Here is a 15,500-nt window from a genome sequence, read left to right on the forward strand (position 1 = left end):
GGACGGACGTCGTTCGCCCGCACTCTAACCGCGCCCGCCGGAGCCCCGACGCCCCGGCCGTCCACCCCCCACCCTCTGCACCCCGCCCTCCACACCCCGCCCTCTGCACCCCACCCTCCACCCCCCTGAGCGCCCCACCGGCCGAAACCGAACCGGGCGAGTCACCGTCCCCGCCCCCACCCGTTCCCGTGCTCATCCCCGCCCCCGTGCTCTCCTGTGTTCCACCGCACGCCACTGGTCGACACCAATGTTCATGGCGTGGCGGGCGCAGAGGTGCTGGCAGGAGCGGACGCCTGCCGCCATAGTTGGCGCACAACCGTGCAACGGACCCGCCCGACTCGGACACCTGGGGGTCTTCCGCCCATGAGCAGAGCCGAACAGCCGTCCCGCAGAACCGTCCTGGCCGCAGCCGTCGTCGCCGCCGTGGCGGGCGTCGCGGTTCCGGCCACCGCCGGTGCCACGCCCGGCAAGAACTCGGGCGCCGGCGGCGCGGACCCCGGCCGTGCCACCGCCCGACAGGTCGACTACCGCGCCTGGACCACGTTCCGCGACTGGCGGAGCGGGACCGTGCGGGGCGCCCGTCCCGTCGCGGGCGCCCGGCCCGGGATCGTGATCAGTGCCCCGGCCGGCAGCGCCGACTACACAGACCCGCACACCGGCAGGACCACCGCCTGGGAGTACGCGACCTGGACCTCGCCCGTCCACCGGCTCGCCGTGCCCTCGACCGAGGTCATCGCCTCCTGGAACGCGCACACCCCGAGCGGCACCTGGATCCAGGTCGAACTCAAGGGCACCTACTCCGACGGCACGGACACACCCTGGTACGTGATGGGCCGCTGGGCGGCCGGCGACGGTGACCAGGACATCCGGCGGACCTCGGTCGACGACCAGGGCGACGGGAAGAGCAGTGTGTGGACGGACACGTTCGCCGTCGACGACGCCTCCACGGGGCTGCGTCTGACCTCCTACCGGCTCAGGCTCACCCTCCACCGCCGCCCCGGCACGAGGGCCACGCCCACCGTCTGGCGGCTCGGCGCGATGGGCTCCGACGTCCCCGACCGCTTCACCGTCCCGGCCTCCGCCCCCGGCCTCGCCCGGGAACTGCGCGTCCCGCGCTACTCGCAGGAGATCCACAAAGGCCAGTACCCCGAGTACGACAACGGCGGTGAGGCCTGGTGCAGCCCCACCTCCTCCCAGATGGTCATCGAGTACTGGGGCGGCCGGCTCACCGAGGAGCAGCTCGCCTGGGTCGATCCCTCCTACGCCGACCCGCAGGTCTGCCACGCGGCCAGGTACACCTACGACTACCAGTACGAGGGCTGCGGCAACTGGCCCTTCAACGCCGCCTACGCGGCCACCTTCAAGGGCCTGCAGGGCGTGGTCACCCGTCTCGGTTCCCTCGCCGACCTGGAGACGCTGATCGCGGCCGGTATCCCGGCCATAACGTCCCAGTCCTTCCTGGAGAAGGAGCTGACGGGGGCGGGTTACGGTACCTCGGGCCATCTGATGACCGTGATCGGCTTCACGGCCGAAGGCGACGTGATCGCCAACGACCCCGCCTCGGACGACAACGAGGCCGTGCGCCGCGTCTACAAGCGGCGTGAGTGGGAGAACATCTGGCTCAGAACCAAGCGGTACAACGCGAGCGGGAAGGTCGTCTCGGGCACGGGCGGCGTCTGCTACCTGTACTTCCCGGCACATCCGAGCCCGCGCCAGCGCGAGGCCCTCGCGGCGGTGGGCGTGCGCTGACCCGCACCACGCCCCCGCACCACGCCCCCGCACCGCGCCCCCGCACCGCGACGGCGGCCCCCGGCGCCGAAGCTCCGGGGGCCGTCGCTGTGACCAAGGTCTCGGTCGTAAAAGCCGCTCGCGGTGGCAAGGTGGACAGGGTTACCGCGAGGGGGAGTCTCCGGGGGGAGTCCACCGAACGCCGAGATCAGCGAGAAGCCATGACCGCACACACCGCCACCGCCGCCCGTGTCCGTACCGGCGGCCCCAAGGACGACGGCCCGAAGATCCTCGAGCACGTCATGGGCTGGACCCTCGTCGTGGTGATCGCGATGCTCGTGGTGCAGCTGGGACTGCTGTGACGTGACCGTCATGTGACCTGCCCCACGATCCGACCTGCAATACTGCGGATGTCCCGCTGCCCGTAGGAGACCAGGGTCGAAATTGAATATCAGTCAACAGCGCGCCGATGCCCGTCCCCGGGCGCGCGGCACGGAGCGCTCGGCGGCGCGCCGCGCCGAACTCATCGCCATTGGGCGGAGGTTGTTCGCCGACACGTCGTACGACGCGCTTTCGATGGATGACATCGCCCGCCAGGCGCATGTCGCCAAGGGGCTGATCTACTACTACTTCCAGTCCAAGCGGGGCTACTACCTGGCGATCATCCAGGACTCCGTCGCCGGCCTGGTCACCACCGCCGCGCGAGGGACCGAACTGCCCCAGGTGGACCGCGTCCACCGCACCATCGACGGCTATCTGCGCTACGCCGAGCAGAACCAGGCCGCCTATCGCACGATCGTCAGTGGCGGAGTCGGCTTCGACGCCGAGGTGCACGCCATCCGGGACGGTGTCCGCGAGGCGATCGTCGTCACCATCGCCGAAGGAGCGTACGGCCGTTCCGACATCGGACAACTGGCCCGCATGGGGCTGCTCTCCTGGGTGTGCAGCGTCGAGGGTGCCACCCTGGACTGGATCGGCCGTCCCGGACTGTCCCGCGAGACGATGCGCGAGCTCCTGGTGAAATCGCTCGGCGGAACCCTGCGCGCCATCGAGGAACTGGACCCCGCCTGTCCGGCCCCGGCCCCCGCCCGCCGGGAAGACTGACGGGCGAAGGGGCGGAGACCCGAACCGGCCTCCGCCCCGTGCCCCCGTGGCCGTGGTCAGTCGATCGCCCGGATCAGCTCACCGTTCGCGGTGTCCCCGCTCAGCTCCCAGAAGAAGGTGCCGCCCAGGCCCTGCTGGTTCTTGTACGTCATCTTGGTCGCGATGGTCTGTGGAGTGTCGTGACTCCGCCAGTCGTTCCCGCACTTGGCGTACGCGGTGCCGGCCACCGTGCCGGTCGCCGTGCCGCCCGGCGCGGCCTGGGTGCCGCCGGTCCAGCCGCGGCCGTAGAAGCCGATGCCATGCTCCGGTGCGAGTGCCGGGATCCGCCCCTGTCCCGGCGGCCGGAGCATTTCTTGAAGTAAGCGGTCGTTAACTGGTGACTCCATGCCTCCAATCGGGCATACTCACAGCGCACAGCCGCTGGTCAGCCGCTTCCGCGACCCGGGAGTGCGAGCATCGGCCAGGCCGAACGACCCGGCGGAGCCGCCTCCACCCAAGGCGCACATCCGCCGATGTGCCCGACAGGGAGGAAAGCGTCGACATGCCCGACCGCGCCCCGCAGCCGGTGGACCGGCAACTGCCCACGGATGAGGCACGGGATCTGATCTCGCTCGTCCGCGACATCGCGCAGCGTGAGATCGCCCCGAGCGCGGCCGAGGAGGAGGAAGCCGGACGCTTTCCGCGCGAGGTCTTCGCCCTGCTCTCCGAATCCGGCCTGCTCGGCCTGCCCTACGACGCCGAGTACGGCGGCGGCGAGCAGCCGTACGAGGTCTATCTCCAGGTCCTCGAAGAGCTCGCCGCGGCCCGGCTCACCGTCGGTCTCGGCGTCAGCGTGCACACGCTCGCCTCCTACGCGCTCGCCGCCTACGGCACCAAGGAGCAGCAGCTCGAGCACCTGCCCGCGATGCTCGGTGGCGGCCTGCTCGGCGCCTACTGCCTCTCCGAACCCGCCTCCGGCTCGGACGCCGCCTCGCTGCGCACCAAGGCCGTACGCGACGGCGACGACTGGGTGCTCACCGGTACCAAGGCGTGGATCACGCACGGTGGCATCGCCGACTTCTACACCGTCATGGCGCGCACGGGTGAGGAGGGGCCGCGTGGGATCACCGCCTTCCTCGTCCCCGGCGACGCCGAGGGACTGAGTGCCGCGGTGCCCGAGAAGAAGATGGGGCTGAAGGGCTCGCCCACCGCGCAGGTCCACTTCGACGGCGTGCGGGTCTGCGACACCCGGCGCCTCGGAGACGAGGGGCAGGGCTTCGCGATCGCCCTGTCCGCGCTCGACTCCGGACGGCTGGGCATCGCCGCCTGCGCGATCGGCGTGGCCCAGGCGGCGCTGGCCCAGGCGGTGTCGTACGCGGCGGACCGGCGGCAGTTCGGCAAGCCGATCGCCGACTTCCAGGGGCTGCGCTTCATGCTCGCCGACATGGCGACCCAGATCGAGGCCGGCCGCGCGCTCTACCTGACGGCGGCACGGCTGCGGGACGCGGGACTGCCGTTCGCCAAGCAGGCCGCCATGGCCAAGCTGCACTGCACCGACACGGCGATGCGGGTCACCACCGACGCCGTGCAGGTCCTCGGCGGGTACGGCTACACCGCGGACTTCCCGGCCGAGCGGTACATGCGCGAGGCCAAGGTGCTGCAGATCGTCGAGGGCACCAACCAGATCCAGCGGATGGTCATCGCCCGTCATCTCGCGGGTCCAGAGGAACGCTGAAGGCGCCGGTGACACGGAAGTCGCCGGTGGTGAACGGCTCCCCGGTGGAGAAGGCGTCGCCGAGCCCGCGCGGAGGCGCCGCGAGCCGGACCCACTCCGGGTCATCGCGCCCCGGCAGGGTACGGCCGCGATCGGCCCAGGTCCGCATCAGCTCACGGTAGATCGGCGGGTCCGGGACTTGCGGAGCCGGCGGAACCGGCCCCGCGGGCACCGGGACGAACACGCGGCGCCGACGCCCGGTCGCCGAGTACGTGGGGGTCATACCCGGGCAACGCGGCAAAGGCGGACAGGTCACCGGCCCGGGGAATCGAGCTTGAGTTCGCGGGCGTCCACCACCGAGTCGCCGTTGCCGGACCGGACCGGACCGGACCCGGCACACGGCCGCCGGCCCTCGGCCCGACCGGGGTGGAACACGTCGGAACACACCGGCCCGCGCCACGGCGGCCTGCTCCGAGCCGTGGCGCGGGTGAATCAGTGGAATCGGGCGGCGTCCCCCCGGACGGTGCGTGCCCGGCGGCTCAGGCCGCCTCGCGCCGCATCGTCGGGACGCGCATCGGGCGCGAGCCCGGGCCGCCGACGTGGGAGAAGGGCTGGGTCCGCCAGTCGAGGCCTCGGGGGAGCGTCAACAGCAGGGCGGTGTCCTGCTCGTGAGGCTGGAACGACTCGTCCGCGGGACGGGCCTCGGTGGCCCGGCGGCCGGTGCCGGCGCAGACCGAGAGCCCGAACGGGTTCCACGGCGACGCGCACAGCGCGTGCTCCGGCAGCACCTCCTCGTCCGCCAGCAGGGCGATGGGCTGCGCGCAGTCCGGGCAGATCACCCGGTACATCTCGAAGGTGTCGTAGGTGTCGGGTTCCTCGTCGTCGAATGCGTCGGGTTCGACGCCCTCCGATACGGGCTCGACGACCGGCTGCTGCCGCTTGGACGCGGTACGACCAGGGCGCTTAAGACTCTGCATGGGATTCTCCCCCTCGGGCTGGGCCGTGACGGCACTGCGGCCTCGACCACAGCAAGCACTTCCCGTCCCCAATCCGGGGTAATCACGAGAGCATCACGGAGACCGTTCGGGAGGTGTGGTCTTCATCACATGCCACCCGCAGGTGCCCCGGACGGCCGGTTTGTCCCCCCGCGGCCGCCGGTCGGGTCCCCCTCGCATCACGAACCGGCACGACCTGGGCTGCTCAGGTATCCGAGGAGATCAACCGCACTGTAGGTTCTTGCGCCATGGAGGAGCTGGACCGACAGATCGTGCAGCTGCTCGTCAAGGACGGGCGGATGAGCTACACAGACCTGGGCAAGGCCACGGGCCTGTCCACGTCGGCCGTGCACCAGCGGGTGCGGCGGCTGGAACAGCGTGGCGTCATCCGCGGGTACGCCGCGGTCGTCGACCCGGAGGCCGTCGGGCTGCCGATCACCGCCTTCATCTCGGTGAAACCGTTCGACCCCAGCGCCCCCGACGACATCGCGGACCGCCTGGCCGGCGTCCCCGAACTGGAGGCCTGCCACAGTGTGGCGGGCGACGAGAACTACATCCTCAAGGTGCGTGTGTCGACCCCGCACGAACTGGAGGAACTGCTCGCCCGGGTGCGCTCCCTCGCCGGGGTCTCCACACGGACCACCGTGGTCCTGTCGACGCCGTACGAGTCCCGGCCGCCGCGGATCTGACCGACGGCAACGCCGCCCCACCGCCGCGGATCCCGGCCGTTCGGCGCGCCCGGACTCCCGCGCGGCGTCGCCCTGCGTGCGGAGCCGTTCGCGCGAAGGGTGAGACTGGTGCTCATGAGCGAGCCCACCACCCCGTCCACGACCGTCCTGCTGCGCCGCGGCGAGGTCCACAGTCCCGCCGACCCCTTCGCGACGGCCATGGTCGTCGAACGCGGCCAGGTCGCCTGGGTCGGCTCCGAGGGCGCCGCGGACGCCTTCGCGGACGGCGTGGACGAGGTGATCGACCTGGACGGCGCCCTGGTCACCCCGGCGTTCACCGACGCACACGTGCACACCACGTCCACCGGCCTCGCCCTCACCGGCCTCGACCTCTCCGGTGCCGCCACCCGCGAGGCGGCCCTCGCCCTCGTACGGGACTTCGCCGCGGCCCGCCCGGACGACCGGGTCCTGCTCGGCCACGGCTGGGACGCCTCGCGCTGGCCCGACGGGCTGCCCCCGACGCGTGCCGAGCTGGACGCCGCCACCGGTGGCCGCGCCCTCTATCTCAGCCGTATCGACGTCCACTCGGCCGTCGTCACCACCGCTCTGCTCGACCTCGTCCCCGGTGACGTCGGGCGTGCGGACGGCCCGCTCACCGCCGGCGCCCACCACGCCGTACGCGCCGCCGCCCTCGGGGCCGTCGCCCCCGCACAGCGCACCGAGGCCCAGCGCGCCGCGCTCGCGCACGCCGTCTCCCTCGGCATCGGCACCGTTCACGAGTGCGCAGGACCGGAGATCTCCTCCGAGGACGATCTCACCGGTCTGCTGCGGCTGGCGGCCGAGGAGGCGGGGCCGCGCGTGGTCGGCTACTGGGCCGAACAGGACGTCGACAAGGCGAGGGAGCTGGGCGCGATCGGCGCCGCAGGCGACCTTTTCGTGGACGGCGCCCTCGGCTCGCACACCGCCTGCCTGCACCAGCCGTACGCCGACGCGGGGCACACCGGTACCGGCTACCTGGACGCCGCAGCCGTCGCGGCCCACGTCGTCGCCTGCACCGAGGCAGGCCTTCAGGCGGGCTTCCACGCCATCGGCGACGCCGCCGTGGCCGCCGTCGTGGAGGGCGTGCGCGCCGCCGCCGGCAAGGCCGGCCTCGCCCGCGTCCGCGCCGCCCGGCACCGCGTCGAGCACGCCGAGATGCTCACCCCCGAGACCGTCGCGGCCTTCGCCGAACTGGGCCTGACCGCCTCCGTCCAGCCCGCCTTCGACGCCCTGTGGGGCGGCGAGGACGGCATGTACGCCCGGCGTCTGGGCGCCGAGCGGGCCCGCACGCTCAACCCCTTCGCCGCCCTGCTGCGCGCCGGTGTCCCGCTCGCCTTCGGCTCCGACAGCCCGGTCACGCCCCTCGACCCGTGGGGCGCCGTCCGGGCCGCCGCCTTCCACCGCACGGCGGAGCACCGCGTCTCCGTGCGCGCGGCGTTCACGGCGCACACGCGCGGCGGATGGCGGGCGATCGGCCGCGACGACGCGGGCGTCCTGGTGCCGGGCGCGCCCGCCGACTACGCCGTGTGGCGTACCGGCGAGCTGGTGGTCCAGGCTCCCGACGACCGGGTCGCTCGCTGGTCGACCGACCCGCGCTCCGGTACCCCCGGCCTGCCCGATCTGACTCCGGGCCGGGACCTGCCCGTCTGCCTGCGCACCGTGGTGGGCGGCCGCACGGTCTTCGTACGGCCGGGCGAGTGATCCACACGGCCGACGGGGCGATGATCTTCTCCCGCGTACGACCTGCGCGTCCTCCGTGCTGACCTGGGCTTTGACACGGAAGCCGCAGGTCGAACGACTGTTGACAGGCGACGGCGGGAGGCCGGTAGGTTCGGCCGAGTCCACCACCGGACGCCCGACCGGGGAATCCTCCGCGCACGCGTCGCGGCGCCGCTGGGTCAGGGACGGTGTGCCGCACCGGGCACCGTCACTGGGAGCCAGGCTCAGCGCTCGCGTCGCGACGAGGGAACGTTCCGGCCGGTCGGGAGGTGTGACCCGGGTGGGGCCCGGGCGCTCAGTAGACAACGGCTTAGGTCGACCCGCAGCCGGCGGGTCCCAGGTCGGCCCGAAGGGCGCCGGGCCCCCATCCGCCGCGCAAACGTCCCTAATCGGCCATCCCTACCCCGGTCCAGCGGATCCGACACCACCGTACGGGCGTCCTGTCACGTCTCCGCAGGCCGCGGCGATTATGGTGGTCCTCTGCGTACGGACATGAAGGGGCAGCGGTGAACGACGGCGACGGGACGCCCGCGGTAGCGGGGCAGGGGAGGCGGTTCGGCCCCCTGGGCACGGCCTTGGTGATCATTCCGACCTACAACGAGGCGGAGAACATCAAGGCGATCGTCGCGCGTGTGCGTGAGGCGGTCCCCGAGGCGCACGTTCTGGTCGCCGACGACAACAGCCCCGACGGCACCGGCAAGCTCGCCGACGAGCTGGCCGCCGAGGACGATCACGTCCAGGTCCTGCACCGCAAGGGCAAGGAGGGTCTGGGCGCCGCCTACCTCGCGGGCTTCCGCTGGGGCCTGGAGCACGGCTACGGCGTGCTGATCGAGATGGACGCCGACGGCTCCCACCAGCCCGAGGAGCTGCCCCGCCTGCTGACCGCCCTCAAGGGCGCCGACCTGGTGCTCGGCTCCCGCTGGGTGCCCGGCGGCAGGGTGGTGAACTGGCCCAAGTCGCGCGAGTTCATCTCCCGCGGGGGCAGCATGTACTCGCGCCTCGCGCTGGACCTGCCGCTGCGCGACATCACGGGCGGCTACCGGGCCTTCCGCCGCGAGACCCTGGAGGGGCTCGGCCTGGACGAGGTCTCCTCGCAGGGCTACTGCTTCCAGGTCGACCTCGCCCGCCGGGCGATCAAGGCGGGTTACCACGTCGTCGAGGTGCCGATCACGTTCGTCGAGCGTGAACTCGGCGACTCCAAGATGAGCCGCGACATCCTCGTGGAGGCGCTGTGGCGGGTCACCACGTGGGGTGTGGGGGAGCGGGTCGGCAAGGTGCTGGGCCGCGACAGGCAGCCCGACAGGCAGCCCGGCAGGCAGCCCGGCAGGCAGCCCGGCAGGCAGCCGGGCGGGGCGGCCGGTGAGCCTGGCGGCTCGTCAGCCGAAGCGCCGGCGGACGGGCCGGTGAACCATGCGGCGGGGAGGCCGGCCGGCGAAGCTGCCGAGAAGTCGTCGGCGGAGCCGGGCGACGAGTCGGCACAGGCGCCTGACAGGAACGCCTGATCGTCCCCTTATGCCGCACTGAGCCGGGGCCAGGCACACTGGGGGTATGACGACTGGCGCTCAGACCCCCAGGTCCCCCGCCCGGCCCCCGCGTTCCAGGCTGCGCACGTTCCTGCCGCTGGGCATCGCCGCGTGGCTCGTGCTGGAGATCTGGCTGCTGACCGTGGTCGCGAGTGCCTCCAGCGGGTTCGTGGTCTTCCTGCTGCTGGTGGCCGGCATCGTCCTCGGATCCGTGGTGATCAAGAGTGCGGGCCGCCGCGCCTTCAGGAACCTCACGGAGACGCTGCAGCAGCAACAGTCCGGCGTCATGCCCGAGGCCCGACCGAACAGCGAGGGCAACGGCCTGATGATGCTGGGCGGACTGCTCCTGATCCTCCCCGGCCTGATCTCGGACGCCCTGGGCCTGCTCATGCTGCTGCCCCCGGTCCAGAAGGCCGTGAGCCGCCATGCGGAGCGGACGGTGGAGCGCAAGCTCCGCGAGGCCGGCCCGGGCACCCTGGGCGACGCGTTCCGCCAGGCCCGCATGCAGCAGCAGGACGGCAAGGTCGTCCAGGGCGAGGTCATACGGGACGACCCGGACGACGCACCGCAGGACCCTCGCCCTCCGCTGGCGCGCTGAGGCGGTCGACGGGCCCGGGGGCGGACGGACGGCTCCGGGCCCGCCCGGCGGGCACCGGCAACGAAGGCACGCGAAACCGAACGAGGACAAACGAGGACATGCGAAACCGCGGGTGCCGTACGTGAAGTTCACGTACGGCACCCGCGGTGTTCGGTAGTGCTGGTTACGCCTTTACGGGTTTTCGCTACGCACTCTTGCGGCTGTCTCGCGGATGTACCGCGATGTTCATCGCGCCGGAGCGCAGAACGGCCAACCGCTCCTCGAGGACCTCTTCGAGTTCCTCGCGGGTGCGCCGCTCCATCAGCATGTCCCAGTGCGTACGCGCGGGCTTGGCCTTCTTCTCCTCAGGGCCGTCGCCATCCACGAGGAGTGCCTGGGCCCCGCAGACCTTGCACTCCCACTCCGGCGGGATCTCCGCCTCGACCGAGAAGGGCATCTCGAATCGATGCCCCTTCTCGCATGCGTACTCCACGGCCTGGCGCGGGGCCAGGTCGATGCCGCGGTCCGTCTCGTAGCTGGTCACCACGAGGCGCGTGCCGCGAAGAGCTCGCTCACTCATGAATCGTGCCTCCCGGGCTTGTCGCCCACAGGACAGGTGTCGCTGTCGTCGTCATCCGGTCAACGTCCGGGCGGCGGTAAAGATTCCCGTCCCGCTCCCGTTCCGGGCGTCTGCGTCGCCGTCGCAGTCGCAGCCTTGCAACCAGTGCAGTACCCGCCGACGTCCGGTTTGTCACCTCTGCTGGCAGACGCGACATAGCGTTTCGGCACCTTTGACGCGCAGTAACGGTACGCCTGGCAGGCCAAACGCGTACACTACAGCGCTTTCGCGCCGAGTGCTAAATCCTTTCGGGCACCGGGTTGCCCGCGTCGCCGATCGCCCGCCGCACCGGGACCCGCGCGAGCAGCACGAAACCGATGACGAAGAAGGCCACCAGCGAGATGATCGCGTCACGGTAACTCCCGGTCAGCTGATAGGTGAGCCCGAACAGCAGCGGTCCGAGCCAGCTCATCCCGCGGTCGCTCAGCTCGTACGCCGAGAAGTACTCGGCCTCCTTGCCGGCCGGGACCAGGTGGGAGAACAGGGAGCGGGACAGCGCCTGGCTGCCGCCCAGGACGAGACCGATCCCGGCGGCCAGCACGAAGAACCACACCGGCTCCCCGGCCGGCAGGAAGTACCCGGCCGCGAGCGTGACCGTCCAGGCCACCAGCGACCCGAGGATCGTGCGCTTCGCCCCGTACGTCCGGGCCAGCCGCCCCAGCGCCAGCGCGCCCGCCACCGCCAGCAGCTGGACCAGCAGGACGGCCACGATGAGCGTGGACTGTCCGAGGCCCAGCTCCTCGGAGCCGTAGACGGAGGCCTGGGAGATCACCGTCTGGATGCCGTCGTTGTAGACGAGGTACGCCAGCAGGAAGGCCAGCGTCAGCGGACGGCGCCGCATGTCGCGGACGGTCGCCGCGAGCTGCCGGAACCCTGGCAGGGCGGCCTCCCGCGCGGGAACGCGCCGGTCGCGCAGCCGCCGTAGCGGGATGAGGGCGAAGGCGCCCCACCACAGACCGGCCGACGCCAGGCAGACACGGACCGCGGCGCTCTCGCTGAGCCCGAAGGAGTCGTGGGCCGTGTAGAGGATGAGGTTCGCGATCAGCATCAGGGCCCCGGCGGCGTACCCGAAGGCCCAGCCCCGCGAGGAGACCGCGTCGCGTTCCTCGGGCGGGGCGATCTGGGGAAGGTAGGAGTTGTAGAGCATCATCGCCACCGACTGCGCGGCGTTGGCGACGACCAGGAGCAGACCGCCGAGCAGATAGCGGTCGCCGTCGAGGAAGAACATGCAGGTCGTGGCCGCGGCCCCGGTGTACGCGGCGGCGGCCAGCAGCGGCTTCCTGCGGCCCGAGCGGTCGGCCGCGGCCCCCACCAGGGGCATCACCAGCACCGCCACGATCACCGACAGCGACACCGAGTACGCGAAGAAGGACCCGGCGCGCACGGGTATGCCCAGCGGGTGGACGTATCCGTCCGCGCCCGCCGCCGACTCGGCGACCGACGTCAGATAGGGCCCCAGGAACACGGTGAGCACGCTCGTGGAGTAGACCGAGCACGCCCAGTCGTAGAAGTACCAGCCGCGCTGTTCGCGCCGTCGGCCGTCGGCGCCGTCGGCCGCGTCCGTCCGCAGGGTGTCGGTGCCCACCCGTGCCCTCGCTTTTCCGTGAACGCGCGACGTCCCGGGGCTCGGTCGCGGTCCTCGGACGGTCCCGGACCGTCTCAGACCCAGACGCCGCGGTCCTCCATGACCTTGCGCAGTGTGTCGATGTGATCGGTCATGATGCCATCCACTCCCAGGTCCAGGAGCCGGTGCATGCGGTCGGGATCGTTCACCGTCCAGACGTGCACCTGGAGCCCGCGCGCATGGGCGGCGCGCACGAAACGGTGGTCGACCACCTGGATGCCCGACTGGACCTCGGGCACCTGCGCGGCCACCGCCGAGCGGCGGAGCGCGGCCGGTACGCCCCAGGAGCGCAGCCGCAGATTGAGAACGCCCCGGGTTCCGTACGAGGTGGCCAGGCGAGGGCCGGCCAGGCGCTGGGCACGGATGACGCGGGCCTCGGAGAACGACCCGACGCAGATCCGGTCCCAGGCGTCGGTCCGCCCGATCAGCTCCAGCAGCGGCAGCAGCGCGGGCTCGGCCTTCACGTCGATGTTCCAGCGCACCCCGGGGAAGGTCTCCAGCAACTCCTCGAAGAGCGGCACCGGCTCCTCGCCCGCCACGCGCGCGCGGCGCACCCTCTCCCACGAGAGGTCGGCGATCCGCCCCGCCCCGTCCGTCACCCGGTCCAGGGTCGCGTCGTGGAAGGCGACGAGCTTCCCGTCCCGCGTGGCGTGGACGTCCGTCTCGATGTACCGGTAGCCCGCCTCGACCGCGCGCCGGAACTGCCGCAGCGTGTTCTCCAGGCCGTCCGCGGCACCGCCCCGGTGGGCGAAGGCGATCGGGCCGGGATGGTCCAGATAGGGATGGCGGGGGTGGCGTATCGGGGTGCTCACCGACGCAGTATCGCGCGGCGGGGTTGAGCGGCGGCAACCACCGTGCTGCCGCCGGATGCCGACGGGACGGCGAACACGCGCAGGAAGACCTGGGCGAGCGGACCGATCGCCACCGCGTACAGCAGGGTGCCGACACCGACCGTGCCGCCGAGAGCGAACCCTGTGGCCACGACGGTGATCTCGACGGCCGTGCGCACCAGGCGCACCGAGAGCCCCGTGCGCCGGTTCAGCCCGGTCATCAGCCCGTCGCGCGGGCCCGGACCGAACCGTGCGGCGATGTACAGCCCGGTCGCCGCGCCGTTCAGGACGATCCCCGCCACCATCATGGCGATCCGCGGCGTCCACCCGTGGACGTCGGGCACCACGGCCAGCGTCGCGTCCATCGCGGCGCCGATCACCAGCACGTTGGACACCGTGCCGAGGCCCGGCCGCTGGCGCAGCGGGATCCACAGCAGCAGGATCGCCGCGCCCAGCAGGGTCAGCACCACGCCCATCGGCAGGCCGGTGTGCTCCGCGAGGCCCTGGTGCAGCACGTTCCACGGCTCCAGTCCGAGTCCCGACCTGACCAGGAGCGCCGAACTCGCGCCGTAGAGCACGAGACCGCCGTAGAGCTGTGTCAGTCGCCGCGTGAGATGCCGCTGCCCGGTCTGCCTGGACAAGTCGTCCCCCTGTGTGGTGGTAGTGGCCTGCTGCATGACACCCTGTGGCTTGAGAACGCGAGTCAACCATGGCCAATTCGGGGAAGGTGGACTGATTTCCATGACGCAGTGGACCTCGGCTGTGGGGGCGGGGCAGCTCGCCCGACTGCTCGGCTCACAGCAGGACCGTCCGGCCGGGCCCGGCACCCGCCGCCCGCCCGCCTACCGCGCGCTCGCCGACGGCATCCGGCTGCTGGTGCTCGAGGGGCGCGTGCCGGTCGCCGCCCGGCTGCCCGCCGAACGCGAGCTGGCCCTGGCCCTGACCGTCAGCCGCACCACCGTGGCCGCCGCCTACGAGGCGCTGCGCGCCGAGGGCTTCCTGGAGTCCCGGCGTGGCGCGGGCAGCTGGACCGCCGTACCCGCCGGGAATCCCCTGCCGGCGCGCGGTCTGGAGCCGCTGCCGCCCGAGGCGCTGGGCTCCATGATCGACCTCGGCTGCGCGGCGCTCCCCGCGCCCGAGCCCTGGCTCACCCGGGCCGTGCAGGGCGCCCTGGAGGAGCTGCCCCCCTACGCGCACACCCACGGTGACTACCCGGCCGGGCTGCCCGCGCTGCGCGCGATGATCGCCGAGCGCTACACCGCGCGCGGAATCCCGACCATGCCGGAGCAGATCATGGTGACCACGGGGGCGATGGGCGCGATCGACGCCATCTGCCACCTCTTCGGCGGGCGCGGGGAGCGCATCGCCGTCGAGTCGCCCTCGTACGCCAACATCCTCCAGCTGATGCGCGAGGCCGGGGCCCGCCTGGTCCCCGTCGCGATGGCCGAAGGGCTCACCGGCTGGGACGTGGACCGCTGGCGCCAGGTGCTGCGCGAGGCCGCGCCCCGCATCGCCTACGTCGTCGCCGACTTCCACAACCCCACCGGCGCGCTCGCCGACGAGGACCAGCGGCGGCGGCTGGTGGACGCGGCCCGCTCGGCGGGCACGGTGCTCGTGGCCGACGAGACGATGAGCGAGCTGTGGCTGGACGACGAGGTCGAGATGCCGCGCCCCGTGTGCGCCTTCGACCCGGCCGGGTCCACGGTCGTCACCGTCGGCTCCGCCAGCAAGGCCTTCTGGGCGGGGATGCGCATCGGCTGGGTCCGCGCCGCGCCCGACGTGATCCGCAGCCTGGTCGCCGCGCGCGCGTACGCCGACCTGGGTACGCCGGTACTCGAGCAGCTGGCCGTGAACTGGCTGTTCAGCACGGGAGGCTGGGAGCAGGCCGTTCGGGTGCGGCGCGAGCAGGCCCGCCGGAACCGGGACGAGTTGGTGGCCGCGGTGCGCCGTGAACTGCCCGACTGGGAGTTCGAGGTACCGCGCGGCGGGCTCACCCTGTGGGTGCGGACCGGCGGCCTCTCGGGCTCGCGGCTCGCCGAGGCGGGGGAACGTGTGGGCGTACGGGTCCCGTCCGGACCGCGCTTCGGGGTCGACGGGGCCTTCGAGGGCTACGTCCGGCTGCCCTTCACCGTCGGCGGTGCGGTGGCCGAGGAGGCCGCGATGCGACTGGCCGCGGCGGCCCGGCTGGTGGAGAACGGCGGCGTCGGGGGCGGCGAGGCCCCGCGAACGTTCGTGGCGTAGGCGTAGGCGTAGGCGTAGACGGGGGCGTAGACGGGGGCGGGGGGGGGGGCGGGTTGTGGCGGGCGGGTTCCGGGCACGGAGACGGCCCGGGCACCGCATCGTGGCAGGGCCGGGCCGTCTTGGAGTCGGTGGGTGGGGGA

The 15,500-nt window shown here is 72.4% G+C and carries 15 protein-coding genes and 1 pseudogene; 9 read left to right on the forward strand and 7 right to left on the reverse strand.

The window, feature by feature from the left end; genetic code table 11:
- The first annotated feature begins 363 nt into the window (after positions 1-363).
- The 3 genes from ACZ4V1_RS17770 to ACZ4V1_RS17780 all read left to right on the forward strand — a co-directional run bounded on the left by ACZ4V1_RS17770 (position 364) and on the right by ACZ4V1_RS17780 (position 2,832).
- Positions 364-1,749 carry a peptidase C39 family protein gene (locus ACZ4V1_RS17770; protein WP_468336307.1) on the forward strand — a complete coding sequence of 462 codons (1,386 nt, stop codon included), beginning with the start codon at positions 364-366 and terminating at the stop codon, positions 1,747-1,749.
- A gap of 200 nt (positions 1,750-1,949) precedes the next feature.
- A complete protein-coding gene (locus ACZ4V1_RS17775; protein WP_468336310.1) occupies positions 1,950-2,090 on the forward strand; it encodes an SCO1431 family membrane protein in 141 nt (46 codons plus the stop codon).
- A gap of 82 nt (positions 2,091-2,172) precedes the next feature.
- Positions 2,173-2,832, forward strand: a complete 660-nt coding sequence (locus ACZ4V1_RS17780) for a TetR/AcrR family transcriptional regulator (protein WP_468336313.1) — start codon at positions 2,173-2,175, stop codon at positions 2,830-2,832.
- 56 nt (positions 2,833-2,888) lie between these two features.
- Here ACZ4V1_RS17780 and ACZ4V1_RS17785 read toward each other — a convergent pair.
- Positions 2,889-3,155: pseudogene (locus ACZ4V1_RS17785) on the reverse strand (glycosyl hydrolase family 18 protein); the annotation flags it as partial.
- A 218-nt stretch (positions 3,156-3,373) separates the two neighbouring features.
- Here ACZ4V1_RS17785 and ACZ4V1_RS17790 point away from each other — a divergent pair.
- Positions 3,374-4,546, forward strand: coding sequence for an acyl-CoA dehydrogenase family protein (locus ACZ4V1_RS17790; protein ID WP_468336316.1), 1,173 nt, complete (start codon positions 3,374-3,376; stop codon positions 4,544-4,546).
- On the opposite strand, the gene ACZ4V1_RS17795 is transcribed toward ACZ4V1_RS17790, so the two are convergent.
- Both ACZ4V1_RS17795 and ACZ4V1_RS17800 read right to left on the reverse strand, forming a co-directional pair.
- Entirely contained in the window at positions 4,509-4,808 is a 300-nt protein-coding gene (locus tag ACZ4V1_RS17795; protein ID WP_468336319.1) for a hypothetical protein, read from the reverse strand. The two genes, ACZ4V1_RS17790 and ACZ4V1_RS17795, sit on opposite strands and share 38 nt — an antisense overlap.
- A 256-nt stretch (positions 4,809-5,064) precedes the next feature.
- Positions 5,065-5,502, reverse strand: coding sequence for a hypothetical protein (locus ACZ4V1_RS17800; RefSeq protein WP_468336322.1), 438 nt, complete (start codon positions 5,500-5,502; stop codon positions 5,065-5,067).
- A 266-nt stretch (positions 5,503-5,768) separates the two neighbouring features.
- Here ACZ4V1_RS17800 and ACZ4V1_RS17805 point away from each other — a divergent pair, with 266 nt between their 5' ends.
- The 4 genes from ACZ4V1_RS17805 (at position 5,769) to fxsA (ending at position 10,067) form a co-directional block, all read left to right on the forward strand.
- Positions 5,769-6,209, forward strand: a complete 441-nt coding sequence (locus tag ACZ4V1_RS17805; protein ID WP_468336325.1) for an Lrp/AsnC family transcriptional regulator — start codon at positions 5,769-5,771, stop codon at positions 6,207-6,209.
- A 114-nt stretch (positions 6,210-6,323) separates the two neighbouring features.
- Entirely contained in the window at positions 6,324-7,928 is a 1,605-nt protein-coding gene (locus ACZ4V1_RS17810) for an amidohydrolase (RefSeq protein ID WP_468336328.1), read from the forward strand.
- A 524-nt stretch (positions 7,929-8,452) separates the two neighbouring features.
- Positions 8,453-9,448: a polyprenol monophosphomannose synthase gene (locus ACZ4V1_RS17815; protein ID WP_468336331.1), complete on the forward strand. Its 996-nt coding sequence runs from the start codon at positions 8,453-8,455 to the stop codon at positions 9,446-9,448.
- A 46-nt stretch (positions 9,449-9,494) separates the two neighbouring features.
- Positions 9,495-10,067, forward strand: coding sequence for an FxsA family membrane protein (gene fxsA, locus ACZ4V1_RS17820; RefSeq protein WP_468336334.1), 573 nt, complete (start codon positions 9,495-9,497; stop codon positions 10,065-10,067).
- Between the two features lie 184 nt (positions 10,068-10,251).
- On the opposite strand, the gene ACZ4V1_RS17825 is transcribed toward fxsA, so the two are convergent.
- From ACZ4V1_RS17825 to yczE, 4 genes are all read right to left on the reverse strand, one after another.
- A complete protein-coding gene (locus ACZ4V1_RS17825; protein WP_003977404.1) occupies positions 10,252-10,626 on the reverse strand; it encodes an RNA polymerase-binding protein RbpA in 375 nt (124 codons plus the stop codon).
- Positions 10,627-10,903: 277 nt separating this feature from the next.
- Positions 10,904-12,250, reverse strand: a complete 1,347-nt coding sequence (locus ACZ4V1_RS17830; protein WP_468336337.1) for an MFS transporter — start codon at positions 12,248-12,250, stop codon at positions 10,904-10,906.
- Between the two features lie 74 nt (positions 12,251-12,324).
- The gene (locus tag ACZ4V1_RS17835) at positions 12,325-13,101 is read right to left on the reverse strand and encodes a glycerophosphodiester phosphodiesterase (protein WP_468336340.1); all 777 of its coding nucleotides are present in this window, start codon (positions 13,099-13,101) and stop codon (positions 12,325-12,327) included.
- Positions 13,098-13,796: a membrane protein YczE gene (gene yczE, locus ACZ4V1_RS17840; RefSeq protein WP_468336343.1), complete on the reverse strand. Its 699-nt coding sequence runs from the start codon at positions 13,794-13,796 to the stop codon at positions 13,098-13,100. Before yczE ends, ACZ4V1_RS17835 begins: the two co-directional genes overlap by 4 nt.
- A 64-nt stretch (positions 13,797-13,860) precedes the next feature.
- On the opposite strand from yczE, the gene ACZ4V1_RS17845 reads away from it, so the two are divergent.
- Positions 13,861-15,360 carry an SCO1417 family PLP biosynthesis transcription factor gene (locus ACZ4V1_RS17845; RefSeq protein ID WP_468336346.1) on the forward strand — a complete coding sequence of 500 codons (1,500 nt, stop codon included), beginning with the start codon at positions 13,861-13,863 and terminating at the stop codon, positions 15,358-15,360.
- Positions 15,361-15,500 lie beyond the last annotated feature (140 nt).

Source organism: Streptomyces sp. NPDC028991, assembly GCF_055564775.1.

Bases quoted from the DNA above. Each gene is read 5' to 3' on its own strand.
- ACZ4V1_RS17770 (WP_468336307.1), top strand. From the start codon at position 364: ATGAGCAGAGCCGAACAGCCGTCCCGCAGAACCGTCCTGGCCGCAGCC.
- ACZ4V1_RS17775 (WP_468336310.1), top strand. From the start codon at position 1,950: ATGACCGCACACACCGCCACCGCCGCCCGTGTCCGTACCGGCGGCCCC.
- ACZ4V1_RS17790 (WP_468336316.1), top strand. From the start codon at position 3,374: ATGCCCGACCGCGCCCCGCAGCCGGTGGACCGGCAACTGCCCACGGAT.
- ACZ4V1_RS17795 (WP_468336319.1), bottom strand. From the start codon at position 4,808: ATGACCCCCACGTACTCGGCGACCGGGCGTCGGCGCCGCGTGTTCGTC.
- ACZ4V1_RS17800 (WP_468336322.1), bottom strand. From the start codon at position 5,502: ATGCAGAGTCTTAAGCGCCCTGGTCGTACCGCGTCCAAGCGGCAGCAG.
- ACZ4V1_RS17805 (WP_468336325.1), top strand. From the start codon at position 5,769: ATGGAGGAGCTGGACCGACAGATCGTGCAGCTGCTCGTCAAGGACGGG.
- ACZ4V1_RS17810 (WP_468336328.1), top strand. From the start codon at position 6,324: ATGAGCGAGCCCACCACCCCGTCCACGACCGTCCTGCTGCGCCGCGGC.
- fxsA (WP_468336334.1), top strand. From the start codon at position 9,495: ATGACGACTGGCGCTCAGACCCCCAGGTCCCCCGCCCGGCCCCCGCGT.
- ACZ4V1_RS17825 (WP_003977404.1), bottom strand. From the start codon at position 10,626: ATGAGTGAGCGAGCTCTTCGCGGCACGCGCCTCGTGGTGACCAGCTAC.
- yczE (WP_468336343.1), bottom strand. From the start codon at position 13,796: ATGCAGCAGGCCACTACCACCACACAGGGGGACGACTTGTCCAGGCAG.
- ACZ4V1_RS17845 (WP_468336346.1), top strand. From the start codon at position 13,861: ATGACGCAGTGGACCTCGGCTGTGGGGGCGGGGCAGCTCGCCCGACTG.